Here is a 25,133-nt window from a genome sequence, read left to right as displayed (position 1 = left end):
GCGCCGGTATGCGTGGCAGGGCGAACTCAGCGGAAAAGGGCGGGACGGCATAAGCCGCTCCGCCCGCAGGCGCGCGGCCGCCTTGGGCGGCCGCGCGGATTGGCAGGGCACGGGCGATGCCGCCCTCAGCCCGGGGTGTAGATGCTGTTCAGGCGGGCGCGCTCTTGCGCGCTCATGTTGCGCACCTCTGCCTGTACCTCGTCGCGGGTGAGCGCGGTGCCTTGCTTGTACCAGCCCGGCGTGCCCAGATTGCGATAGGCCAGGAACCACTTGCCCGGATCGGCCTTGGCGGCGGCCAGCTCGCTGTCCACCTGGGCCCGGCTCTTGCCGCCGGTTGCGTGTTCGGGCGCGATGGCGTAGCCGATCTCGGTATCGGTCTGGTGCCAGACGTTCGAGGCGCTGGCGGCGAAGGGCAGGGCGAGCGCGGCGCAGAGCGACAGGGCGGCGGCGTGACGGGTTTTCATCAGGATCTCCTTACGGCGGTTGACGTTGACGGACCGGCGAAGGCGCCAGCCCGGTACACGCTTCGTGTTAAGCGATGACGACAACTTTACGGATCTGATCGCGTCAATTCGCCAACGCGCCGATTACGAATTCGTAATCGGCGCGACTGTCCCGAAACCCGCGTGTTTCCTGGCTTCGCACCGACCCATGGCAGAGACGGAAACCTTACGGAAATGTCATTTTTCTGTCGAGGTTCTGACGAGGCGCGTTCGATACAGTGCCGCCAGATGCCTATCCCAGCCCGGCTGCGCGGGCCCGCCACTCCCTTCCCCTGACAGAATCATGCGCCCATCCCTGATACCGCTGGCCCTGGCGGCCGCCCTGCTGGCCGCGCCGGCCTGGAGCCAGCCGCCCGCTTCGTTCCTGGCGCCGCCTTCGACCGCCATTGCGCCCTCCGGCGATCCAGCCGCGCCCAACGCGCCGCTGACGCTGGAACAGGCCCTGTCCATCGCCTTCGAACGCAGTCCCCTGCTGGCCGCAGCGCGCAACGAAGCCGCCGCGACCGAAGGCGAATTGCAGCAGGCGGGCCTGCTGCCCAATCCCAGCATCGACGTCAGCATGGACGATCGGCGCAAGGCATCGCGCACGACCACCACCACGCTCAGCATGCCGATCGAGACCGGCGGCAAGCGCGGCGCGCGCGTCAAGGCCGCCGGACTGGCGCGCGACATCGCGCAGACCGACCTGGGCGCGGCCCGCGCCGATCTGCGCTCGACCGTGATCGCGGCCTTCTTCGACGTGGCCACCGCGCAGGAAACCGTGCGCGTCGCGCAGGAGAACGCAAGCATTGCCCAGAAGGCGCTGCAACTGGCCGACAAGCGCGTGGCCGCCGGCAAGGCGCCGCCGCTGGAAAGCAACGCGGCGCGCGTGGAGCTGGCCAATGCCCGCATCGACGCGCGCGCGGCCGAAGCCGCGCTGCAGGTCGCCCGGCGCGGCCTGGCCGTGCTGTGGGGCGAAGCGACGCCTGCGTTCGCCAGCGTGCGCGGCGACATCGGCCAGTTGCCGGCGCGCGGCACGCTGGATGAGCTGAACGCCGAGTTGGCGCGGTCACCGCGACTACAGGCCGGAAAGCTGGCGGTGGACCTGGGCGCCGCACGGTTGGAAGTCGAGAAAAGCAAGCGCTACCCGGACATCACGCTGAGCACCGGCGTGGCCCGCGACTATGAGGCGAAACGCAACAAGGTCCAGTTCGGCGTGGGCATTCCGCTGCCGCTGTTCGATCGCAATCAGGGCAATGTCTATGCCGCCACGATGCGCTCATACAAGGCGCGCGACCAGTACCGCGACCTGGAGGCGCGGCTGTCGGCCGAGCTGCTGCAATCGGTCTCCCAGTTCGACCTGGCGGCGGGCGCGGCCAATGACTACCGCGCCACGGTGCTGCCCAGCGCGCGCCGCGCTTACGACAGCGCGCTCAAGGGCTTCGAAGCCGGCAAGGTCGGCTATCTGCAGGTGCTGGACGCCCAACGCACCCGCTCGCAGGCCGAACTGGGCTACCTGTCCACCCTGACCAACGCCTACCAGGCCTGGGCCAATATCGACCGCCTCATCGGACGCTGACTCTCATTACGCCATGACCATGCAAATCCTGCGCTTTCCCCCTGGCCGCTCCCGCGCGCGGACCCTGACTGTCGCGCTGCTGGCGGCCGCGAGCCTGCTGGCCGCCACGGGCGCGGCCGCCGACGAAAAGCCCGGCGCCGCCGGCCACGCCGACCACGCGCCAACCGAAAAGGGCCCGCAAGGCGGCGCCCTGACCCGCGCCGGCGGCAACGGCGTCGAACTGCTGGTCAGCGAATCCGGCGGTTCCTCACGCCTGCGCCTGTGGGCCTACGCCGGCTCCAAGCCGGTCGCGACGGGCGAGATCAAGGCCCGCGTCCGCGTGCTGCGCCCGAATGGCGTCGTGGAAGAACTGCGCCTTGAGCCATCCGATGGCGCGCTGGTCAGCACCCAGGACATCGCCGAACCGCACTATTTCGAGATCGAAGCCGAGGTGAACTGGCCCGGCCAGGCCGAGCCGCTGAAGGCGTCGCTGGAAAAGGACGAAGGCCTGATCGCGCTCACCGCCGAGCAGGTTGCCGCGGCCGGCATCCGCAGCGCCGTCGCCGCGCCCGCCGCGCTGGAAGCCACCTCGCAGTTCCCCGGTGAAATCAAGTTCAACGCCGACCGCACCGCGCACATCGTGCCGCGCCTGGCCGGCGTCGCACAGGAGGCCCCCGTCGAGCTGGGCCAGATGGTCAAGAAGGGCGAGCTGCTGGCCGCGCTGTCCAGCACGGCCCTGTCCGACCTGCGCAGCGAATGGCTGGCCGCCGTCAAGCGGCGCGACCTGGCCGCCGCCACTCACCAGCGCGAGCTCAAGCTGTGGCGCGAGCAGGTCACCGCCGAACAGGATTACCAGCAGGCACGCACCGCCTTGCAGGAAGCGCAGATCGCGGTGCAGAACGCCGAGCAGAAGCTGGCCGCCGTGGGCGCCACGCCGCGCGCGAAGGACCTGAGCCGGCTGGAGATCCGCGCGCCGTTCGACGGCGTGATCGTCGAAAAGCACATCACGCTGGGCGAGGCGCTGGCCGACAACGTCAATATCTTCACGCTATCCGACCTGCGCACCGTCTGGGCGGAATTCTCGATCGCGGCCAAGGATCTGCAGGACGTGCGCGTGGGCGAGGCCGCCCGCGTCAGCTCGGCGTCGTTTACGGGCAGCGCGATGGGCAAGGTGTCCTATATCGGCTCGCTGCTGGGGCAGCAGACCCGCACGGCTACCGCGCGCGTCACGCTGGAGAATCCCGACATGGCCTGGCGGCCCGGCCTGTTCGTCTCGGTCAACGTGGTCACCAGCCAGCGCGACGTGCCGGTGGCGATCGCCGCCGACGCGGTGCAGACGGTGGAAGACCAGCCCTCGGTGTTCATCGAAGTGCCCGGCGGCTTCCTGGCGCAGCCGGTCAAGCTGGGCAAGGCCGCGGGCGACCAGGCGGAAGTGCTGTCCGGCCTGGCCCCGGGCGTGCGCTACGTGACGGACAACGCCTTCGTGCTGAAGTCCGAGCTGGGCAAGGCCAGCGCCGACCACGGTCACTGAAGCAGGGGCTAAATACATGTTTGAACGCCTGATCCGCTTTGCCATCGAACAGCGCTGGATGGTGCTGTTCGTCACGCTGGCCATGGCCGCCGTCGGCATCTACAACTACTCGCGGCTGTCCATCGACGCCGTGCCCGATATCACCAACGTGCAGGTGCAGATCAACACGGCCGCGCCTGGCTATTCGCCGCTGGAAACCGAGCAGCGCGTCACCTACCCGATCGAAACCGTGATGGCCGGCCTGCCCGGCCTGGAACAGACCCGCTCACTGTCGCGCTACGGGCTGTCGCAGGTCACGGTGATCTTCAACGACAGCACCAACATCTATTTCGCGCGCCAGCTGGTCAACGAACGACTGCAGCAAGCGCGCGAGAATCTTCCCGAAGGCATATCGGCCACGCTGGGGCCGATCTCGACCGGCCTGGGCGAGATCTACTTTTGGACGGTCGAGGCCGAGGACGGCGCGCGCAAGCCCGACGGCTCGCCCTATACCTCCACCGACCTGCGCGAGATCCAGGACTGGGTGGTCAAGCCGCAGGTGCGCAACATTCCCGGCGTGACGGAAATCAATTCCATCGGCGGCTACGCCAAGGAATACCTGGTGGCGCCGAACACCGAGCAGCTGGCGTCCTACGGTCTGTCGCTGACCGACATCATGACGGCGCTGGACCGCAACAACGCCAACATCGGCGCCGGCTACATCGAGCGCAAGGGCGAGCAGTACCTGATCCGGGCGCCGGGACAGGTCCAGTCTGTCGACGATATCGGCAACGTGCTGCTCACCGCCGTGAACGGCCAGGCCATCCGCGTGCGCGACGTGGCCGAGGTGTCCATCGGCCGCGAGCTGCGCACCGGCGCGGCCACCGACAATGGCAAGGAAGTGGTGCTGGGCACGGCCTTCATGCTGATCGGCGAGAACAGCCGGACCGTATCGCTGGCCGTGTCCGATCGCATCGCCGCCATCAACAAGACGCTGCCCGAGGGCGTGAAGCTGATCACGGCCTACGACCGCAGCAATCTGGTGGACAAGGCCATCGCCACCGTCAAGAAGAACCTGCTGGAAGGCGCCACGCTGGTCATCGTGATCCTGTTCCTGTTCCTGGGCAACATCCGGGCGGCGCTGATCACGGCCATGGTCATCCCGCTGTCCATGCTGTTCACCTTCACCGGCATGGTCACGTACAAGGTCAGCGCCAACCTCATGAGCCTGGGCGCGCTGGACTTCGGCATCATCATCGACGGCGCCGTCGTGATCGTGGAGAACTGCGTGCGGCGCTTGAGCCATGCCCAGGCCCATCACGGCCGGCCGCTGACCCGCAGCGAGCGCTTCCACGAGGTCTTCGCCGCCGCGCGCGAAGCGCGCCGGCCACTGCTGTTCGGCCAGCTCATCATCATGGTGGTGTACCTGCCCATCTTCGCGCTGACCGGCGTGGAAGGGCGCATGTTCCACCCCATGGCGCTGACCGTAGTGCTGGCGCTGCTGGGCGCGATGATCCTGTCGGTGACATTCGTGCCCGCCGCCGTGGCCATGTTCATGGGCAACAAGGTGGCCGAGAAGGAAAACCGCCTGATGAGCTGGGCCAAGCGCCGCTACGAGCCTTTGCTCGACATGGCGCTGCGCCGCACGCCGCGCGTGCTGATCGCGGCAACCGTATTCATGGTCGCCTGCGGCGTGCTGGCCTCGCGCATGGGCAGCGAGTTCATTCCCAGCCTGAACGAAGGCGACATGGCGATCCAGGCGCTGCGCATTCCCGGCACCAGCCTGAGCCAGTCGCTGGAGATGCAGAAACAGCTGGAAGTACGCCTGAAAGAGAAATTCCCCGAGATCGAACGGATCTTCGCGCGCACCGGCACGGCCGAGATCGCCTCGGACCCGATGCCGCCGAACATCTCCGACGGCTACATCATGCTCAAGCCCATGGATCAATGGCCCGCGCCGCGCAAGACCCATGCCGAGCTGCTGGCCGCGATCCAGGAAGAAGCAGGCAAGATGCCGGGCAACAACTATGAGTTCTCCCAGCCCATCCAGCTGCGCTTCAACGAGCTGATCTCCGGCGTGCGCAGCGACGTGGCCGTGAAGATCTTCGGCGACGACAACGACGTGCTCAACCGCACGGCCGCCGAAGTGGCCGAGTCGCTGAACAAGATTCCCGGCGCGTCCGAGGTCAAGGTCGAGCAGACCACCGGCCTGCCGGTGCTCACCGTGAACATCGACCGGGCCCGCGCGGCGCGCTACGGGCTGAGTCTGGCCGACGTGCAGGACACGCTGGCGATCGCCGTGGGCGGGCGCGCGGCCGGCACGTACTACCAGGGCGACCGGCGCTTCGACATCGTGGTGCGGCTGCCGGAATCGGTGCGCGAGAGCATTCCCGCCCTGCGCAAGCTGCCCATCGCCCTGCCCAAGGCTGACGGGCAGGCGCAGACGGCCTACATCCCGCTGTCCGAGGTCGCCAGCCTGGACCTGTCGCCCGGCCCCAACCAGGTCTCGCGCGAGGACGGCAAGCGCCGCATCGTGATCAGCGCCAACGTGCGCGGCCGCGACCTGGGCTCGTTCGTGTCCGAGGCGGCGGACGTGATCGAACGCGACGTCAAGATCCCGGCGGGCTACTGGACCACCTGGGGCGGCACGTTCGAGCAGCTGCAATCGGCGGCCCAGCGCCTGCAGATCGTGGTGCCGGCCGCGCTGGTGCTGGTGTTCGCGCTGCTGTTCGCCATGTTCGGCAATGTCAAGGACGGCCTGCTGGTCTTCACCGGCATTCCCTTCGCGCTGACAGGCGGCATCATCTCGCTGTGGCTGCGCGGCATGCCGCTGTCGATCACGGCGGCGGTGGGCTTCATCGCGCTGTGCGGCGTGGCGGTGCTCAACGGCCTGGTGATGCTGTCATTCATCAACGGATTGCGCCAGGAAGGCAAGCCGCTGGACGAAGCGGTGCGCGAAGGTGCGCTGACGCGGCTGCGGCCGGTGCTGATGACGGCGCTGGTGGCCTCGCTGGGCTTCGTGCCCATGGCCCTCGCCACCGGCACCGGCGCCGAGGTGCAGCGCCCGCTGGCCACCGTGGTGATCGGCGGCATCATCTCCTCGACCATCCTGACCCTGCTGGTGCTGCCCGCGCTGTACCGCCTGCTGCACCGCAAGGACGCCGAGGAGCTGGAACTGGCCGAATCAGCCCGCGTGGCCCGCGACAACGCATGAGGCCAGGCGCGGCGGCCCACCCGGGTCCGCCGCGCCTTACGGAAATGTAATCGGGCCGTCGGCTATTCGTCGGCGCTCGATCGCTACATTGCCTGAATTCTTCCCCGATCGGTTATCTCCATGCATCTTCCCCCTCCACCCACCGCCGCGCGCGCCCGCCGACCCGCCGTGCAGCTTTCGGTCATCGTGCCCTTCCTGAACGAGCGCGAGGTGCTGCCCGCCTGCCTGCAGCGCTTGAGGCGCGTGCTCGACGGCCTGAACGAGTCCTACGAAATCGTGTTCGTCGACGACGGCAGCCGCGACGGCAGCGCCGAGTTCCTGGCCGCGCGGATCCGCACGGAACCCGGCCTGAAGCTGCTGCGCCTGTCGCGCAACTTCGGCAAGGAGGCCGCCATGACCGCCGGCATCGAGCACGCCGTGGGCGCGGCCATCGTGATCCTGGACGCCGACCTGCAGGATCCGCCCGAGCTGATCCCCGACATGGTGCGCGCCTGGCGCGAGGGCGCGGACGTGGTCTGCATGCGACGCCGCAGCCGCGCCGGCGAGAGCTGGCTCAAGCGCGCCTCGGCCTATGCCTACTACCGGCTGCTGAACCGGCTCAGCAAAGCCGACATTCCCGCCGACACCGGCGACTTCCGGCTGATGAGCCGCAAGGCAGTGCAGGCCCTGCTGCAGCTGCCCGAGCGCTGCCGCTACATGAAGGGCATGTACGCGTGGATCGGCCTGCCCACCCGCATCCTCGACTACGACCGCGATCCGCGCGCCGCCGGCGCCACCAAGTGGAACTACCTGGGCCTGATGCGGCTGGCGATGGAGGGCATCACCTCGTTCTCCACCGCGCCGCTGCGCTGGGCCACCGGCCTGGGCGTGGCCGCCGCGCTGGCCGGCGTCGGGTTCGGCATCGTCATCACGATCAAGACCTTGCTGCTGGGCGAGGAAGTGCATGGCTATCCCTCGCTCATCGCCATCATCACCTTCCTGAGCGGCGTGCAGCTGATCACCATCGGCCTGCTGGGCGAGTACGTGGGCAAGACCTATATGGAATCCAAGCAACGGCCGGTCTACCTGCTGCGCGACGTGCAGCGCAGCCGCACGGCGGCATTGCGCCTGCCCGGATCCGAACCCGGCACGGCGGCGGCCCCGGCCTCCGGATACGCGCGCGACGACGCGGCCGGCCCGGCGCGCCAGGCCGCCGCATCCGCCGCCATGACCGGAGAGGGTCCGCATGCGGTCAACTTCTAAGGCCCTGCTGCTGGGCCTGGCGGCCATCCTCGCGGCGCGGCTGTTCGCCATGGCGGTCATGCCGCTGGCCGACACCTCGGAACCTCGCTACGCCGAGATCGCCCGCCTGATGGCCGTCACCGGCGACTGGGTCACGCCCTGGTTCGAGCCGGGCGTGCCCTTCTGGGGCAAGCCGCCGCTGGCGTTCTGGGCGCCGGCGCTGTCCATCAAGCTGCTGGGTCTGTCCGAGTTCAGCCTGCGCCTGCCGGCCTTCGCCGCCATGCTGGGCGTGCTGGCGCTGGTCCATGCCTTCGCCGCCCGCCGGTTCGGCGTCAGCGCCGCGCGCTGGGCCGCACTGGTGTTCGCCACCATGCTGCTGCCGCTGGCCAGCGCCGGCGCGGTGCTGACCGATCCCTACCTGGCGCTGGGCGTGACGCTGTCGATGACGTCTTTCCTGCTGGCGCGACGCGACGGCCCCCCGTGGTGGCGCTATGGCTTCTTCGTGGGTCTGGCGATCGGCCTGCTGTCCAAGGGGCCGTTGGCCCTGGTGCTGGTGGCGGCCGCCGTGCTGCCCTGGTCGCTGCTGCCCGCCGGACGCGCGCAGTGGCGCGCGCTGCCCTGGATCGGCGGCACGATCCTGATGCTGGCGCTGGCCCTGCCCTGGTACGTGATGGCCGAGATCCGCACGCCCGGCTTCCTCCAGTACTTCATCGTGGGCGAGCATTTCCTGCGCTTCGTCGACCCGGGCTGGCAAGGCGATCTGTACGGCACCGCGCACAAGCGGCCCTATGGCGGCATCTGGCTGGACTGGCTGCTGGCGACCATGCCCTGGGGACTGGCGGGCCTGTGGCTGTTCCTGCGGCCCGGCCAGGACGCGCCGCTGCGGACCCGGCTGGCGTCGCTGGCGCGCGATCCGCTGCGCGCCTACCTGCTGCTCTGGGGCCTGGCCGCGCCCGCGTTCTTCACGCTGTCCGGCAATATCCTCTGGACCTACGTGCTGCCTTCGCTACCGCCGCTGGCGCTGGCGCTGGGCGCCTGGATGGCGGACCATGCGCCGACGCAGGGCTGGCGCGCCCGGTTGCCGGCGGCGCTGATGCTGCTGACCCCGCTCGCGGCGCTGACACTGGGCGCGCTGTCGCTCGCGCAGCCCGAACGCTACAAGACCGAAAAGCAGCTGGTGGCCCAGGCCTTCGCGCGCATGCAGCCCGGCGAGCAGCTGGTCTTCGTGGGCAGCAGGCCGTTCTCGGCGCGCTTCTATTCGCAAGGCGCGGCCGGCCAGCTTCCCATGGATGCCGTGGCGGCGGCGCCGGCCCTGCCGGGGGCCGGCGCGCGCCTCTTCCTGGCGGTCGAAAAGAACCGCCTGCCGGCCTTGCGCGACACGCTGGCCGGCTGGCGGCTGCTGCCGCTCTACGCCAGCCGGCGCTACGTGCTGCTGCAAGTCGAAAGCGGCGCCGTCGCGGCGCGCGATGACGCCGCTCGGGAAGCGCCGGCCGCCACCGCCGCGACCGGCCTGGCGGCCAATCCGCCGTCCCCGGCGCCCTGACGCGCGCTCAGCGCCCGCGCGCCACGCACATCAGGCTCAGGATCTCGAACATGATCTGCGCGCCGGCGTGCGCGGTGTTGGCGGTGGCGTCGTAGGCCGGCGCCACCTCCACCAGATCGCCGCCGGCGATGTTCAGCCCCGCCAGCCCGCGCAGCATGGCCTGGGCCTCGCGCACCGTCACGCCGCCCACTTCCGGCGTGCCGGTGCCGGGCGCGAAGGCGGGATCCAGACAGTCGATGTCGAACGACACGTAGACCGGCGCGTCGCCCACCACCTCGCGCGCCTTGGCCACGATGGCGTCCACGCCCAGCCGGGGAATGTCCTCGGCATGGATCACGGTCATGCCCGAGGCGTAGGAAAACTCCCACAGATACTCGGCCGCGCCGCGGATGCCGATCTGGATGGTGCGCGTGGGATCGAGCACGCCGTCGAGCACGGCCTGGCGGAACGGGCCGCCGTGATGGAAGCGGCTGCCGTCGAACGGCCCGCCCGTGTCGCAATGCGCGTCGAAGTGGATCAGCGCCAGCGGCCGCTCGCGGCCCAGCGCCCGCAGGATGGGCAAGGTCACCGAATGATCGCCGCCCGCCGACAGCGGGATCACGCCGGCCTGCTGGATATGCCGGTAGATGGCCTCGATGTCTTCGTGCGACTGGTCCAGGCTGAAGCGGCTGCGCATCGGCACGTCGCCGATGTCGGCCACGCGCAGCTGGGTCACGGGCGTGCATTTCAGTACGTGGTTGTAAGGGCCGACGCGCTCGATCGCGCGCAGGGCGCGCGGCCCGAAGCGACAGCCGCTGCGGTTGCTGGCGCCCAGGTCCATCGGCACGCCCAGCAGCGCGACCTCCAGGTCGCCGAATTCGGGCCGGCTCCAGTCCATCGCCCGGGCCGGCGCGTCCAGCAGCGTGGGCATGCCGGCATAGGGCGCCATGCGCGTGCCGCTGTCGTTGATCACATTGGCCGCGATGGCGCGGAAATGCGGATCGTGGATCTCGGCCTCGTTGGCGCCGCCGAAGCGCTCGCGCAGCGCCTGCAATTTTTCGGGCGTGAAAGTCATGTCTTGCTCCTGCTTGATGAAAACTCAGTCGGCCCGGGCCGGGGCGCGCGCGCCATCCAGGCTCGCGGGCGCGTCGGCGCGGGTCGCCAGGCTGATCACGACCAGGCTGGCGAGGCTGACGGCCAGGCTGACGTAAATGGGCGTGTTGGCGTCCAGGCCGTCCTTGATCATGAAAACGATGGCCGCGCCGCAACCGAGCAACATGCTGGCGATGGCGGCCGGCGTGGTGGCGCGGCGCCAGTAGATCGCGCCCAGCAGGGGCACCAGCATGCCGCCCACCAGCAGGTTGTAGGCGCAGGTCAGCGCGCTGAGCACATCGTCCACCGCCAGCGCGATGCCGACGGCCGTGAAACCCGCGAGCAGCGTGATGAGGCGGTGCGAACTCACGTTCTCGAAGCGGCGGCCGCCGCGCAGCGCGGGCAGCAGGTCTTCCGCCAGCACGGTGGAGGTCGCCAGCATGGCGGCGCTGGCCGTGGACATCATGGCCGCGAGCGCGGCGGCGATGACCAGACCGCGGATGCCGTCGGGCAGGCTGGCCTGCACGATGGCGGCGAAGGCGTTGTTGGGATTGTCCAGATCGGGCAGCAGCACCTTGGCGGCCATGCCGATCAACGCGCCGGCCAGACCATAAAGCACACAGTACACCCCGGCCACGCTGCCGGCGACGCGCGCCACGCCCGTGGTGCGGGCGGTGAACACACGCTGCCAGATGTCCTGGCCGATCAGGATGCCGAAGAAATAGATGACGAAGTAGGTGGCGATGGTGCTCCAGCCGATGGTGGTGAAGTCGAAGCTGGCGGCCGGCAGGCGCGCGACCAGCTGGTCCCAGCCGCCCACGCGCATGATGCAGATCGGCAGCAGCACGAACATCAGGCCCACGGTCTTGATCACGAACTGCACGATGTCGGTCAGCGTCAGCGACCACATGCCGCCCACCGCCGAATAGATGACGACCACGCCGCCCCCCAGCAGCACCGCCGCCCAGAAGGGCAGGTCGAACAATACGTGCATCACCGTGCCGGTGGCGATGACGGACGTGGCGGCCAGCATCAGCGCGTAGGCCATCATCACCAGCGCGCTTACGCGGCGCGTGGCCGGGCTGTAGCGCCGCTCCAGCACCTGGGTCACGGTATAGATGCGCAGCTTGAGCAGCGGCTTGGCCAGGAACAGGTTCAGCACCACGATGCCCGCGCCCAGCGCCGCGCACAGCCAGAAGCCGGAAATGCCGTGGACATAGCCCAGGCGCACCGTGCCGACGGTGCTGGCCCCGCCCAGCACCGTGGCCGCCATGGTGCCCATGTAGAAGCCGGGCCCCAGGTTGCGCCCCGCCACCAGGAAGTCTTCCTGCGTCTTCGCGCGCCGCATGCCGTACCAGCCCAGCAACAGCATCGCGCCCATGTAGATCACGACTACGCCTATGTCCAAGTACATGTCCGCCCCTCGATTCGTTTCCGGCGCGCGTCCAGGGCGCGCCATGTGGTCTTGATGCCATTCACAGGCGTTGCACGAAACACCGATATGTATAAAAGTGAATTTCCGCAAAACCTGCTTTCCAGCCATTGCCGGCATGATTTCCGCGCTTTTCAACGTAGGACTTTCATGCCTGCAAGGCCCGATGGAATAATAGAAATCACGCAATTCACGATCCATATCTCGTTCGCTCAACAAGCATCGATCACTATCAATGTTTAATAGGTGATTACCCTATGCTGTCCACCGTTACCGATCTGGATCTCAGGCTGATCAGGGTGTTCCTGGCCATCGTCGACGCCGGCGGCGTATCGGCCGCGCAGGACGTGCTGGGCGTGGGCCAGTCCACCATCAGCAGCCAGCTCGCCACGCTGGAGACGCGGCTGGACTTCCGCCTGTGCGAGCGCGGCCGTGGCGGCTTCCGGCTGACGGCCAAGGGCCAGCGTTTCGCCCGGCTGGCGCGCGGCGCGCTGACCTCGCTGAACAACTTCACCGCCGAGGCCCGCAACATGCATCGCCAGCTGGTCGGCAGCCTGACGCTGGGCCTGATCGGCAACGCCACGCTGGAACAGAACGGGCTGATCGCACGCGCCATCGCCCGCTTCCGGCAACGCGACGAAGCGGTGCGGCTGTCGCTGCTGATCCGCGGCCCACGCGAACTGGAAGAGCTGATCCTGAAGGACGAAATGCAGGTGGCAGTGGGCTATTTCCTGCACCGCGTTCCGATGCTGGACTACGCCACGCTGTTCCAGGAGCGCCAGGTGGCCTATTGCGGCGCGGGCCACGCGCTGGCGGCCCGCGCCGGCAGCCTGGGCCCGGGCGACGTGGCCGAGTCGGACTGGACCTGGCGCACCTATCCGCTGCCCGAGGCCTCCTTCGCGGGCCTGCCGCGCCGCATTACCTCCGAGGCCGACAACATGGAGGCCGCCGCGGTGCTGATCCTTTCCGGCGCGCACCTGGGCTACCTGCCCGAGGCCTATGCCGCGCCCTATGTGCAGGCCGGCCTGCTGCGGCCTCTGAATCCGGCGCTGTTCCATTACGACGTGGACATCACGCTGGTGGCCAAGAAGCGCCCCCACCTGAACGAGATCACGGCGGCCTTCCTGGAGGACATGCGCGCCGCGCTTGCGCTGCCACAGCCATGAAGCGCCTGGGTTAAGCTCGGGACGCGGCGCTGCCTGCCAGGCCCGCCGCGCATCCCGAACACGAGGCCCGCATGTCGACCACCGCCACCCTGAATGCCAACGCTCCCGCCCCCCGCCGCATGACCGTGCCCGCCTTCCGCGCCCGCAAGGGCCAGGAACCGCTGGTCATGCTGACCGCGTACACGGCGCGCATGGCCGAGCTGCTGGATCCCTGCTGCGACGCGCTGCTGGTGGGCGACAGCCTGGCGCAGACCATCTACGGACTGCCATCCACCGTCCCCGTCACGCTGGACACCATGATCGCGCACGGCGCGGCCGTGGCGCGCGGCGCGCGCACCGCGCTGGTGGTGGTGGACATGCCTTTCGGCAGCTACGAAGCCAGTCCCGAGCAGGCCTTCGCGTCGGCCTCCCGCGTGCTGAAGGAAACCGGCGCGGCCGCCATCAAGCTGGAAGGCGGCGAGGCCATGGCCGCCACGGTCGCCTTCCTGTCGGCGCGCGGCATCCCCGTGATGGGACATGTGGGCCTGACGCCGCAGGCCGTGAACATCCTGGGCGGCTACGGCGCGCGCGGACGCGGCCATGCCGAGCAGGCCAAGATCGCGGCCGACGCCGAAGCCATCGCCGCCGCCGGCGCCTTCGCGGTGGTGGTCGAGGGCGTGGTGGAACCGCTGGCGGCATCGATCGCCGCCAGCCTGTCCTGCCCCGTGATCGGCATCGGCGCGTCCGCGTCATGCGACGGACAGGTGCTGGTGGTGGACGACATGCTGGGCATGTTCGAGCGCACCGCCCGTTTCGTGAAGCGCTACGACACGCTGTCCGAACGCATCCAGGCCGCGGCGCGGACCTATTCCGAGGAAGTGAAGGCCCGGCGCTTCCCGGGCCCCGAGAATCTGTACGAAGCGCCCAAGGCCTGAGCCGGGCCAACGCCGCGACTTGCCCGATCCGCCACCGGCATCAGGCGCGCGGCCACAGCAACGGAAACAGCGCGTGCTCCAGCGGCGCGCCCGCCGGCAGTTCCTGCTCCAGCCCCGGGAACGCCGGCGAGGTCCGCCAGGCGCGCGGCGCATGCCGCATGTCCTCGCCCAGGAAGCGCACCGAGAACGCGCGCCGGCGTCGGTCTCCGCCCACGCCGCCGGACGCGTGCAGCGTCAGCATGTGGAAGAACACGGCGTCGCCCGGCTCCAGCTCCCAGCCCAGGATGCGCCAGCGCGAGCGGTCGGCCTCGATGTCGGGCAGATCCGCCAGGCTGCCTTCCGGAAACCACCTGGCCTGGTTGTCCAGGAAGGTGCGCGGCATCAGCCAAGGCCCCAGGTGCGAGCCCGCCACGAACTCCAGCGTGGCCTCGCGCGCGACCGGATCCACCGGCATCCACATGCTGCAATTCATGCGCCCTTCGACGTTGTAATAGGGCTGGTCCTGGTGCCAGGGCGTGCGCTGGCGCGTGTTGGGTTCCTTGACGAGCAGATGGTCGTGATAGAGCCGCGCCGGCCCGCCGCCCATCAGCTGCGAGGCCACCGAGCCCACGCGGCTGTCGAAGATGAATCGCCGGTATTCGTCGTTGTCCCGCCAGTTGCAGAAGTCCTCGAAGAACCAGCCGGGATCGTCCGGCCGGCTGGCCACCTTGGCGCGCGGACTGGGCGCGTCCAGGTTCTTCTGGATGCCGCGCGTCAGCAGCTCGACTTCCGGCGCGGTGAACAGCTGCCGCACACAGAGCGCGCCGTCGCGCTGGAAGGCCGCGATGTCCTCGGCCGGCAGTTCGAATTCATGGCGATGCATGGTCACTCCTCCTTGTCATCATCATAGTCAGGCCGCGATGCGCCGCCCGCGCGCCGACGCATCGCGGACAGCCAGAGATAGGCCGCCGACAGCAGCGCGAGCCAGCCCAGGCCCACATACAGCGCGCCGCGCGTATCCTCGAACGCGGCCAGCACCGCGAACACGAACAGCATGAAGACGACGGCGCAGCGCTGACCCCAGGGCCACAGCGGCACGGGAAAGGCCAGCTCGGCGGCGGCCGGGCCCAGGCGGCGACGCATGGCCAGCTGCGACAGCAGGATCATCAGCCACACCCAGACCACGGAAAAGGTCACGATGGCCGCCAGCTTCATGAACAGGCCGTCGGGCAACAGGTAATTGAGCGCCACGCCCACGAGCAGGCCCGCGCCCATCACCGCCACCGTCATCCAGGGCACACCGAAGCGCGACACCCGCGCGAAGCCGGCCGGCGCCTGGCCGTTCAGCGCCATGCCGTAGAGCATGCGCCCGGTGCTGAAGATATCGCTGTTGACCGCCGAGATCACAGCCGAGATCACCACCAGGTTCAGCACGTCCGCGGCCGCCTTGATGCCCAGGCTGCTGAATATCTGCACGAAGGGGCTGCCTTGCGTGCCGATCTTGCTCCAGGGGAAGATCGCCATCAGCACCAGCAGAGTCAGCACGTAGAACAGCAGGATGCGCAGCGGCACCGAATTGATCGCCTTGGGAATGACGCGCCGGGGATCGCCGGCCTCGCCCGCGGCCATGCCGATGACCTCCACGCCGCCGAAGGCGAACATCACCACCGTGAAGGACGCGATCATGCCCTCGATGCCGTTGGGAAAGAAGCCGCCGTGCTGCCACAGGTTGGCCAGGGCCGGCGCCGTGGCGTCCGCGTCGCCGATGCGCATGCCGCTGAGCAGCACCGCCGCGCCGCCCGCGATCAGCGCCAGGATCGCCACGACCTTGAGCAGGGACAGCCAGAACTCCAGCTCGCCGAACACCTTCACACTGCACAGGTTCAAGCCGCCGATGCACAGCACGATGCCCAGCACCCAGATCCAGCGCGGCGTGTCCGGATACCAGAAACCCATGTACACGCCGAACACGGTGACATCGGCCAGACAGACCATCAGCATGGAAAAGGCATAGCTCCAGCCGGTCAGGAAACCCAGGTACGGCCCCAGGTAGCGCGTCGCGTAATGGCCGAAGGAGCCGGGCACCGGATGGCGCACCGCCATCTCTCCCAGCGCGCGCATGGTGAAGAAGATGGCCGCGCCGCCGATCAGGTAGGCCAGCAGCACCGACGGCCCCGCGCGCTGTATGGCGGCGGCGGAGCCATAGAACAGGCCGGTTCCGATCGCCGAGCCCAGCGCCATGAAGCGCACGTGCCGCGCGCTCAGGCCACGGCGCAAGCCTGTCTGCTCATCCATGGATATCCCCTCTCTTTTGGTATTGGTCTGATCGGCAATATCTATACTTGTATAGGCAAGCTTGGGACAACATGACGTAATCCCTAACCCGGCGTCCAATCCCGGGCTATCCGAGGCAAGCGTCCGAACTTCCACGGATTGAACCCATTAGAATCAGACGAATCCAATCCAGATGCCCGCCCCCATGCCCGATCCGCTGCCCCTGCAAGACGCCATCGCCGACGCGATCAGCACCGCGACGCGCGGGGCCGGCCGCGTCAACATCCTGGTGGCCGGCAAGACGGGCGTGGGCAAGAGCACGCTGATCAACGCCGTGTTCCGTGGCGAGCTGGCGCGCACCGGCGCGGGCAAGCCGGTGACCTCGACGACCCAGGAATTCACCCGGCCCGGCCATCCGCTCACCATCATCGACACGCGCGGCCTGGAAGTAGCCGACTACGAAGCCTCGCGCCGCGAGCTGGACGCGCTGATCCGCGAGCGCGGAGCCGCCGCCGATCAGGAACGCCACATCCACATCGCCTGGCTCTGCATCCAGGACAGCAGCCACCGCGTCGAGGACGCGGAGATCGCGCTGTGCAACATGCTGGCGGACGCCGGCATTCCCGTCATCACGGTGCTGACCAAGGCCCGCAAGAACAGCCCGTTCGCCGACACCGCGCGCGAGTTGCTGCCGCGCGCCCGGCAGGTGGTGCCGGTGCGCGCGCTGCCCGAGCGCATCGACGAGCTGGACGCGGATCTGCCGCCCATGGGGCTGGACGAGCTAATCGCCGCCACCGCCCAGGCCATCCCCGAGGCGCAGCAGCGCGCCTACGCCAATGCGCTGTCCACCCGCAACAAGCAGGCGCTGGAAGTAAAAAAAAAGCGGGCTGAGATCGAAGTGAACATCGCCGCCGGCCTGGCCGCGTCGGCCGCCGCCGCGCCCATCCCGTTTTCCGACGCCTTCGCGCTGGTGCCGATCCAGGTCGGCATGATCGCCAAGATCGGCATCACCTTCGGCATGGAGCTGGACACGGCGGCCATCACCACGCTGGTCACGTCCACGCTGGGCGCCTCGGCCGCCACGCTGATCGGCCGCTCGGTGGTGTCCAGCCTGCTCAAGCTGATCCCGGGCGCCGGCAGCGCGGCCGGCGGCACCATCGCCGCCACCACCGCCGCCACCCTCACCAAGCTGCTGGGCAACGCCTACGTGGCGGTGCTCTACGACTTCTGCCAGCGCCATCCGGGCAAGGACATCGACACCGCGATGATCGCGCAGGCGCTCAAGCAACGCGTGGGCTTCGGCCGAGGCTGAACACCGCGCCGGATAGGCGTACTTTTTCGCAACAGTTGGACGGCCTTCGCAATAATGCGCAGGCTTTTGGCATTTTCATATGCGGGATAAATATTTGGCTTCCGCAGACGTAAAGCCATATATCCCGTCATGTTTTCATGCCAGCCGCAGCGGCGGCCCATGCCGGAAGACCGGCCATAAGCTATGACCATCGCGAATTCGGACGTCATGTACAGGCACCTGGTGCAGGGTGTCGAGGACTACGCCATCTATATGCTGTCTCCGGACGGCACCGTCGCCAACTGGAACGCCGGCGCCGAACGCACCAAGGGCTATGCGGCCGACGAGATCGTCGGCCAGAATTTCTCCTGCTTCTATACCCCGGAAGACCGGGCCTCGGGCCTGCCGCAAGCCGGACTGGCGCGGGCCCGCGACCGGGGCAAGTTCGCCGCCGAGGGCTGGCGCGTGCGCAAGGACGGCACCCTGTTCTGGGCCAGCGTGGTGATCGACGCGATCCACGGCGACAGCGGCGAACTGCTCGGCTACGCCAAGATCACGCGCGACGAGACCGAGCGCCGCATGCAGGAACAGCAGCTGCTGCGCGCCAAGGAAATGACCGAGCGCTACAACGCCGAGCTGGGCTCGCTGTCGAGCTTCCTGGACGCGGTGATTTCGCAGATCCCTTCCTGCGTGCTGGTGATGGACGCGGTGTCGCGCCGGATCGTGCTGGCCAACCGCCAGGTGCAGGCCATGTTCGGCGTCGACCGCGCCGACATGCGCGGCCGGACCATGCAGGAATGCCTGCCGGAACAGGCCTGCGCCTTCTTCGAGCGGCTCTGCAATGATGCGCTGCGCTCGGACGGCGCCATGCGCGAAGAGGAAGAGGAGCTGTCCACCACGCTGGGCCCGCGCTCGCTGCGTACCAAGACGCTGGTGTTCCACAACAGCGATCCGCGCTCGCGCTATGTGCTGCTGATCGCCGATGACGTCACCGACGAGAACGCCGCCCATGCGCAGGTGCGCTACATGGCCCACCACGACACGCTGACCGGCATGCCAAACCGGCGCCTGTTCCGCGAACAGATGCTCAAGGCGCTGAACGCGGCCAGCGACGGCCGCGGCACCGCGGTGCTGTGCCTGGACCTGGACAACTTCAAGAGCGTCAACGACACGCTGGGCCACCAGTTCGGCGACGAGCTGCTGCGCCTCCTGGCCAAGCGCCTGCCCAAGGTCCTGCGCGAACAGGACACGCTGGCGCGGCTGGGCGGCGACGAATTCGCCGTGGTGCTGCCCAACATCGAGCAGACCGAGGACGTGCGCCGCATGGCGCAGCGCCTGGTGGACGCCGTGCGCGCGCCGTTCGAGATCGACGGCCACACCGTGCCGGTGACGGTCAGCATCGGCATCGCCGTGGCCGACACGCCGGAATGCACCGCCGACCACCTGCTGCGCTACGCCGACATGGCGTTGTACGAGGCCAAGCGCAACGGCCGCAACGGCATGGCCTTCTTCAAGCCCGAGATGGAGACCACCGCGCTCAAGCGCCACGAGATGGAAATGGACCTGCGCCAGGCCATCATCTCGCAGCAGCTGCGGCTGCACTACCAGCCCATCAAGGACGCCAGCCATGTACGCACCGTGGGCCGCGAGGCGCTGATGCGCTGGCAACATCCGACCAAGGGCCTGATCATGCCCAACGACTTCATTCCCGTGGCCGAGGAAACCGGGCTGATCCATGAGCTCAGCGCCTTCACGCTGCACGAGGCCTGCCGCGAGGCCATGCGCTGGGAGCCGCATGAAACCGTGGCCGTCAACCTGTCGGCCAGCCAGTTCGCCAACAGCGCGCTGGTGTCGCTGGTGGAATCGGCGCTGACCACGTCCGGCCTGCCGGCCGACCGGCTGGAGCTGGAGATCACCGAATCGGTGCTGCTGGCCAATTCGGCGGCCAACCTGTCCACCCTGACCCGGCTCAAGGACATGGGCGTGAAGGTGGCGCTGGACGATTTCGGCACCGGCTATTCCTCGCTGAGCTACCTGCGCAGCTTCGAGTTCGACAAGATCAAGATCGACAAGTCCTTCACCCAGGACGTGGAGTCCAGCCGCGAGGCGCTGGCCATCATCCGCGCCATCAACGGCATCGGACGCAGCCTGGACATCCCCACCACCGCCGAGGGCGTGGAAACCCCGGCCCAGCTGCGCCGGCTGACGGAGGAAGGCTGTACCCACTTCCAGGGCTACCTGCTGGGACGCCCGGTGTCGCACGAGCCCGGCGCCACGCCGCCGACGTCGACGTAATCCGCCGTAAACGCCTGTGTGACAGCACGCCTGCGGGACAACCCGCAGGCGCGCGCGGCAACGCCATACGGCGGCAATACGTCCCTGTTACAGTGGCCCCGGCAGGGTCTGGCCAAAATGACGAACTGGACGGCAGGCGCGCCCTTGATCCCAGGGTTGATTGCACCGCGCCGACCTTACGCTGCGCCTCATATGCGGCGGCTTTCCGTGCCGCCGCGATGTCGACAGCCATCGGGGCCGCACCATGTTCAAGTCCATACGCAACCGCCTCATCGCCCTCTGCGTGGCGATCACCATTCTTTCCATGCTGTCGCTTTCCCTGGCCACGGTGCTAGTGGCCCGCGACAATACCTTCGATCAGGTCGACCACAATATCGGCCAGATCACGCGCAATCACGCCAATGAACTGTCCGCCTGGGTGCGCGACAAGCAGCGCGTCACCAGCTCGCTGAAGAACGCCGTCGACCAGCCCGAAGCCATCGCGCACACCATGGCCGCGACCGCGCAGCAGGCCGGCGGCTTCGATGACGCCTATATCGTCTACGCCGACAAGCGCTACATCTTCAACCACGCCATGCCGGATGGCTTCGATGGCCCGGCGCGCGCCTGGTACCAGCAGGCCGCCCAGACCAACGGGCCGGCCATCACGCCGATCTATGTGGACGCCGCGTCGGGCAAGCTGTGCATGAGCTTCGTCGAGGCGGTGCGCAAGGACGGCCGCGTGGTCGCGGCCGTGGGCACCGACATGCTGCTCGACAGCATGGCCAAGATGGTCGCGGCCATCCAGGCCACGCCCAAGAGCTTCGCCTTCCTGCTGGACGGACAGGGCCAGATCCTGGCCCACCCGGACGTCAAGCTGGCGCTCAAGCCGGTCACCGCCATCGATCCCGGCCTGGACCTGGGCCAGCTGCAACAGCTGGCCAGGAACAGCGGCAGCTCGCTGACACAGGACATCGGCGGCGTCAGCCAGCTGCTGTACGCCAGCGCCGTGGAAGGCACGCCCTGGACGCTGGTGATCGCCATCGACCGCGCCCAGGCCAACGAGCCGGTCACCATGATGGTCAAGCTGGCCGCGTCCATCACCGCGCTGGCGCTGCTGCTGGCCGTGGCCTTCGTGACGATGGCGGTCAAGCGTCAGCTGCGCGGCCTGCCCCAGGTGCAATACGCGCTGCAGGACATCGCCAGCGGCGACGGCGACCTGACGCGCCGGCTGCCGGCCGAGGGCGGTGACGAGCTGGCCCGGATCGGCGCCGCATTCAATCAATTCGCCGACAAGATCGCCACGATCCTGCGCGAGATCCGCGTGGCGGCCGACTCCGTGCGCACCGCCAGCCTGGAGATCGCCAGCGGCAACCATGACCTGTCCGACCGCACCTCGCAGCAGGCCAGCTCGCTGGAGCAGACCGCCGCGGCCATGGAAGAGATCACCTCGACCGTGCAGCACAACGCCGACAACGCCAGCCAGGCGGCCAACCTGGCCAGCGACGCCTCGCGCGTGGCCGGCCAGGGCGGCGCGGTGATGCAGCAGGTGGTGCACACCATGGACGGCATCGACGCCTCGGCGCGCAAGATCGTCGACATCATCGGCGTGATCGACGGCATCGCCTTCCAGACCAACATCCTGGCGCTGAACGCGGCGGTGGAAGCCGCGCGCGCCGGCGAACAGGGCCGCGGCTTCGCCGTGGTGGCCGGCGAAGTGCGCACGCTGGCCCAACGCAGCGCCACCGCCGCGCGCGAGATCAAGACGCTGATCGAATCCTCGGTCGACCAGATCCGCACCGGCAACTCGCTGGTGCGCCAGGCCGGCGGCACCATGGATCAGGTGGTGGGCAGCGTCGAGCGCGTGACCAGCATCGTCGGCGAGATCGACCTGGCCAGCCAAGAACAGCGCACCGGCATCTCGGAGATCGGCAACGCCATCGGCCTGATGGACAACGCCACGCAGCAGAACGCCGCGCTGGTGGAACAGGCCGCCGCCGCCGCGCAGACGCTGCAGGAACAAGCCGCGCACCTGGCGCAGCTGGTGGGCGGCTTCAAGCTCGACAGCCATGAAGTCGCCAGCCACGCAACGACTCGCGGCGCGCCGCAGGTGGCGCCGGGAGCCATGTTGGCGTTGAACTGATAAGGTGCATGACGGGCCCGCGCTGATCGGCGTCGGGCCTTCTACCCCAAAAGCTGCTCAGAGGCTGGGACTGACCCAGTTCTCTACTTCAAGCCCGGGAACGCGGGCGAATTCCGATACGTTGTTCGATACCAGCACCAAGCCTTCACTACGTGCATGGCCTGCGATGTGCAGATCGTTTACCCCAATGGGCTGACCCAGCCGTTCCAGGGCGGAACGGATCGCCCCGTAGTGCTGCGCCGCTTTGAGGCCATAGGGCAAGACATCCAGGCGGCTGCAAAAATCCTCAACGGTGGACAGGTTCTCACTGACACGGTTGCTTTTCTCCGCGCCATGCAACAGCTCCGCCGCGGTAATCGAGGAGATCGCCATGCGGCCCGCATTGGCATTGAAAATGGACAGCACCTCGATGGGACGCCGCTTCAAGACATAGATAACGATGTTCGTGTCCAGCAGATAGCGCAGCATCAGAGCGACTCTCGCTCGGCTTGATCCTGGCTGGCACGTTCGGACATGAAATCATCGCTGACAGCGGGGCCGTTCAGAAAAAAGCTGTCCCAGATCTGTCCAACCGGCGCAATGATGCGCTCATTTCCCCTGACTCGTATTTCCACCTTGAGCACGCCCTCTGGCAGCCGGACTTCCAGCGGAAGCCGGACGGCCTGCGTGCGGTTGTTGATAAAGACCGTGCCAATTGCCATGTCGCAACTCCTGTGGACGGGAAATTGTATATAGCTTAAGTATATAGCACCTTATTTCGTCGTTCAAGCTGTCAAAACTGCCAGTGGCCCTAGCGGCAACCGCCCGATCAAAGCGGAATCGCGCGCAGCAGCTGTTCGCGCAGCCAGGCATGCGCCGCGCTGCGCTGGCGCACGTGGCTGTAGGCCTTCAGCGTGAAGGGCGGGATCTCGAAGGGCGGCGGATACTCAACGATCGACGCCACCGCGCCCAGCGTGCGCGCCGCCTGGCGCGGCGCCGTCATGATCAGCGCCGAGCCGGCCACGATGAAGGGCGCGACCAGCACCGAGGGCAGTTGCACCGCCACGTCGCGGCGCAGTCCGCGACGCTCCAGCAGCTTGTCGATATGGCCGCCGGCCTCGCCCCAGGGGCGCACCGCCACGTGGCGCTCGGCCAGGTAGGCGTCCAGGCTGGGCGCGGACCGGATCCGAGGATGATCCCGGCTGGCGATCACCACGTAGTGATCGGTCAGCCAGTCGAAGCTCTCGATGCCGGGAGCGGGCTCGGCCATGTCTTCCACATAACCCAGCGCGAAATCCAGCCGGCCCGAGGCCAGGTCCTCGGCGTAGTCCTGGTTTTGCGCGTGGACGATCTGGAAGCGCAGGCGCGGCGCCAGATCCTGCACTTGCGCGACCAGGGCCGGCAGCATGGCGAAGGTGGTGTAGTCGGTGGCCGCTAGGGTGAAGCAGCGGTCGCTGGTGGCCGGGTCGAAGCGGCCCGCCTGCGCCAGCCCGTTGGAAAGCAGCGCCAGCGCGGCGCTGACCGGCCCGGCCAGCCGCTCGGCATGGGCGGTGGGCTGCATGGCGTTGCCGATGCGCACGAACAGCTCGTCGTCCAGCGCGACGCGCAGACGCGCCAGCGCGTGGCTCAGCGCGGACGGACTCATGGCCAGTTCGTCGGCGGCGGCGCTCACCGAACGGCGACGCAGCAGGGCATCCAGCGCCACCAGCAGGTTCAGGTCCAGGCGTCTCAGATCAGAATGCATAACATGCATTATCTGCTGAAAATAATGCACTTGATGCACTGACACCCGCATCCCTATCATCGTCGGTTTGCCATTCCGCGCGGCCATGCGCCGCCCTTTCGATTTTCTCCGTAGCGCTCCCATGACGATTTCCATCCGCCCCGCCACCGAACAGGACTGCGCGCTGATCCTGCGATTCATCACCGAGCTGGCCGTCTATGAAAAGGCCGCCGACCAGGTCGAAGCCACCGTCGAGACCCTGGCCAGCAGCCTGTTCGGCGCCGGCACGCCCGCGCGCGCGCTGATCTGCGAAGCGGACGGGCAGCCGGTGGGCTACGCCATCTATTTCTTCAACTACTCGACCTGGCAGGCCAGGAAAGGGCTGTACCTGGAAGACCTGTACGTCTCGCCCGCCAGCCGCGGCATCGGCGCCGGCAAGCGCCTGCTGCGCCATCTGGCGCGGGTCGCGGTCGAGGAAGGCTGCGGCCGCTTCGAATGGAGCGTGCTGGACTGGAACCAGCCAGCCATCGACTTCTACCAGTCGATCGGCGCGCGGCCGCAGGCCGAGTGGGTGCGCTACCGCATGCACGGCGAGGCGCTTACGGGCTTCGCCGCCGGCTCGGACTGAAACGTCGGGCTGGGCTGTCGGACGGCGGCGGCATCACCGCCCACGGAATCGACAGCCCTCGGAGCGCCGGCCATGGAACGGCGGACCGCCTGCGGGAACGCTCCCGCCAGCGCCAGTCGCCCGGCTGGCGCGCCCTAAATCACCAGGTTGCGAATGAAGCGCAGCACGCCCGCCTGCCGGTTGGCGTAGGCATAGGACACCGAGCTGGCGAAAGACGTGGTCGCCCCCGCAGGTATGACCCGCTCCTGTCCGGCCAGCTCCAGCGTCAGCGCGCCCTCGATCACGTAGAGCATCTCGACGCAGCCTTCCGGGTCGGCCTCGGCCTGGTAGCGCTCGCCGGGCGCCAGGGTCCAGGACCATAGTTCCACCTGATGCGAGGCGGCCGCCGAGCAGTGCAGCACCGCCTGGCTGCCGGCAAGCTGGCCGCGCCAGGTCAGCACGTCGGGCGCCTGATCGGGCGCGCGGCCGGCCGGGCTGACCAGGGCGGTGAAGTTGGCGCCCAGCGCCGTGGCGATGAGGCTGAGCTTGGCCAGGCTGATGTTGGCGTCGCCGGCCTCCAGGCCGGCGATGGTGCGGCGGCTCACGCCCGCCGCATCGGCCAGCGCCTGCTGGCTCAGGCCTTGCCCATCGCGCAGGCGCCTGAGATTGGCGGCCACGTGTTCGAGCACCTGGTTCGACGGCATGGCGATTCTCCTTGCGCAAACGCATGAGCAATATATTGCGCAAAAATA

General features: G+C 68.2%; 20 protein-coding genes. 11 read left to right on the top strand and 9 right to left on the bottom strand.

Annotated elements, in window-relative coordinates:
- Positions 1 to 125 precede the first annotated feature (125 nt).
- Positions 126 to 464, bottom strand: coding sequence for a DUF4148 domain-containing protein (locus tag C2U31_RS06380; RefSeq protein WP_103272073.1), 339 nt, complete (start codon positions 462 to 464; stop codon positions 126 to 128).
- Positions 465 to 786: 322 nt separating this feature from the next.
- On the opposite strand from C2U31_RS06380, the gene C2U31_RS06375 reads away from it, so the two are divergent.
- From C2U31_RS06375 to C2U31_RS06355, 5 genes are all read left to right on the top strand, one after another.
- Positions 787 to 2,061, top strand: coding sequence for a TolC family protein (locus C2U31_RS06375; RefSeq protein WP_103272072.1), 1,275 nt, complete (start codon positions 787 to 789; stop codon positions 2,059 to 2,061).
- A 13-nt stretch (positions 2,062 to 2,074) separates the two neighbouring features.
- Positions 2,075 to 3,571, top strand: coding sequence for an efflux RND transporter periplasmic adaptor subunit (locus C2U31_RS06370; protein WP_233772670.1), 1,497 nt, complete (start codon positions 2,075 to 2,077; stop codon positions 3,569 to 3,571).
- Between the two features lie 16 nt (positions 3,572 to 3,587).
- A complete protein-coding gene (locus C2U31_RS06365) occupies positions 3,588 to 6,764 on the top strand; it encodes a CusA/CzcA family heavy metal efflux RND transporter (RefSeq protein WP_103272071.1) in 3,177 nt (1,058 codons plus the stop codon).
- A gap of 120 nt (positions 6,765 to 6,884) precedes the next feature.
- The gene (locus C2U31_RS06360) at positions 6,885 to 8,006 is read left to right on the top strand and encodes a glycosyltransferase family 2 protein (RefSeq protein ID WP_103272070.1); all 1,122 of its coding nucleotides are present in this window, start codon (positions 6,885 to 6,887) and stop codon (positions 8,004 to 8,006) included.
- Positions 7,990 to 9,528, top strand: a complete 1,539-nt coding sequence (locus tag C2U31_RS06355; protein WP_103272069.1) for a glycosyltransferase family 39 protein — start codon at positions 7,990 to 7,992, stop codon at positions 9,526 to 9,528. The genes C2U31_RS06360 and C2U31_RS06355 overlap by 17 nt, the downstream gene beginning before the upstream one ends.
- A 7-nt stretch (positions 9,529 to 9,535) precedes the next feature.
- Here C2U31_RS06355 and speB read toward each other — a convergent pair whose 3' ends face one another.
- Together speB and C2U31_RS06345 are read right to left on the bottom strand one after the other, a co-directional pair.
- Positions 9,536 to 10,582: an agmatinase gene (speB, locus tag C2U31_RS06350; protein ID WP_103272068.1), complete on the bottom strand. Its 1,047-nt coding sequence runs from the start codon at positions 10,580 to 10,582 to the stop codon at positions 9,536 to 9,538.
- Between the two features lie 24 nt (positions 10,583 to 10,606).
- The gene (locus tag C2U31_RS06345) at positions 10,607 to 12,013 is read right to left on the bottom strand and encodes a sodium:solute symporter (protein ID WP_103272067.1); all 1,407 of its coding nucleotides are present in this window, start codon (positions 12,011 to 12,013) and stop codon (positions 10,607 to 10,609) included.
- A gap of 275 nt (positions 12,014 to 12,288) precedes the next feature.
- Between C2U31_RS06345 and C2U31_RS06340 the strand changes: the two genes are divergently transcribed.
- Both C2U31_RS06340 and panB read left to right on the top strand, forming a co-directional pair.
- A complete protein-coding gene (locus C2U31_RS06340; RefSeq protein WP_103272066.1) occupies positions 12,289 to 13,197 on the top strand; it encodes a LysR family transcriptional regulator in 909 nt (302 codons plus the stop codon).
- Positions 13,198 to 13,268: 71 nt separating this feature from the next.
- Positions 13,269 to 14,111: a 3-methyl-2-oxobutanoate hydroxymethyltransferase gene (gene panB / locus C2U31_RS06335; RefSeq protein ID WP_103272065.1), complete on the top strand. Its 843-nt coding sequence runs from the start codon at positions 13,269 to 13,271 to the stop codon at positions 14,109 to 14,111.
- Between the two features lie 40 nt (positions 14,112 to 14,151).
- Here panB and C2U31_RS06330 read toward each other — a convergent pair whose 3' ends face one another.
- Both C2U31_RS06330 and C2U31_RS06325 read right to left on the bottom strand, forming a co-directional pair.
- Complete coding sequence (locus C2U31_RS06330; protein ID WP_103272064.1) at positions 14,152 to 14,973, bottom strand: phytanoyl-CoA dioxygenase family protein; 822 nt, start codon at positions 14,971 to 14,973, stop codon at positions 14,152 to 14,154.
- A gap of 2 nt (positions 14,974 to 14,975) precedes the next feature.
- Positions 14,976 to 16,385, bottom strand: coding sequence for an amino acid permease (locus C2U31_RS06325; RefSeq protein WP_103272063.1), 1,410 nt, complete (start codon positions 16,383 to 16,385; stop codon positions 14,976 to 14,978).
- A 172-nt stretch (positions 16,386 to 16,557) separates the two neighbouring features.
- Here C2U31_RS06325 and C2U31_RS06320 point away from each other — a divergent pair, with 172 nt between their 5' ends.
- From C2U31_RS06320 to C2U31_RS06310, 3 genes are all read left to right on the top strand, one after another.
- Positions 16,558 to 17,676: a GTPase family protein gene (locus C2U31_RS06320; protein WP_103272062.1), complete on the top strand. Its 1,119-nt coding sequence runs from the start codon at positions 16,558 to 16,560 to the stop codon at positions 17,674 to 17,676.
- Positions 17,677 to 17,859: 183 nt separating this feature from the next.
- Positions 17,860 to 19,950, top strand: coding sequence for an EAL domain-containing protein (locus C2U31_RS06315; RefSeq protein WP_103272061.1), 2,091 nt, complete (start codon positions 17,860 to 17,862; stop codon positions 19,948 to 19,950).
- A gap of 244 nt (positions 19,951 to 20,194) precedes the next feature.
- On the top strand, positions 20,195 to 22,072 hold the full coding sequence (locus C2U31_RS06310) for a methyl-accepting chemotaxis protein (protein WP_103276280.1): 1,878 nt from the start codon (positions 20,195 to 20,197) through the stop codon (positions 22,070 to 22,072).
- A gap of 57 nt (positions 22,073 to 22,129) precedes the next feature.
- On the opposite strand, the gene C2U31_RS06305 is transcribed toward C2U31_RS06310, so the two are convergent.
- The 3 genes from C2U31_RS06305 to C2U31_RS06295 all read right to left on the bottom strand — a co-directional run bounded on the left by C2U31_RS06305 (position 22,130) and on the right by C2U31_RS06295 (position 23,795).
- A complete protein-coding gene (locus tag C2U31_RS06305) occupies positions 22,130 to 22,540 on the bottom strand; it encodes a type II toxin-antitoxin system VapC family toxin (RefSeq protein ID WP_103272060.1) in 411 nt (136 codons plus the stop codon).
- Complete coding sequence (gene vapB, locus C2U31_RS06300) at positions 22,540 to 22,773, bottom strand: type II toxin-antitoxin system VapB family antitoxin (protein ID WP_103272059.1); 234 nt, start codon at positions 22,771 to 22,773, stop codon at positions 22,540 to 22,542. The genes C2U31_RS06305 and vapB overlap by 1 nt, the downstream gene beginning before the upstream one ends.
- A 107-nt stretch (positions 22,774 to 22,880) precedes the next feature.
- Entirely contained in the window at positions 22,881 to 23,795 is a 915-nt protein-coding gene (locus tag C2U31_RS06295; RefSeq protein WP_103272058.1) for a LysR family transcriptional regulator, read from the bottom strand.
- Between the two features lie 121 nt (positions 23,796 to 23,916).
- On the opposite strand from C2U31_RS06295, the gene C2U31_RS06290 reads away from it, so the two are divergent.
- Positions 23,917 to 24,402, top strand: coding sequence for a GNAT family N-acetyltransferase (locus tag C2U31_RS06290; RefSeq protein WP_103272057.1), 486 nt, complete (start codon positions 23,917 to 23,919; stop codon positions 24,400 to 24,402).
- A gap of 134 nt (positions 24,403 to 24,536) precedes the next feature.
- On the opposite strand, the gene C2U31_RS06285 is transcribed toward C2U31_RS06290, so the two are convergent.
- The gene (locus C2U31_RS06285) at positions 24,537 to 25,085 is read right to left on the bottom strand and encodes an XRE family transcriptional regulator (protein ID WP_103272056.1); all 549 of its coding nucleotides are present in this window, start codon (positions 25,083 to 25,085) and stop codon (positions 24,537 to 24,539) included.
- Between the last annotated feature and the right edge of the window lie 48 nt (positions 25,086 to 25,133).

Origin of the sequence: Achromobacter sp. AONIH1 (assembly GCF_002902905.1) — a bacterium.
Classification (GTDB): Bacteria; Pseudomonadota; Gammaproteobacteria; order Burkholderiales; family Burkholderiaceae_B; genus Achromobacter.
This window is presented reverse-complemented; position numbering and strand designations above follow the sequence as displayed.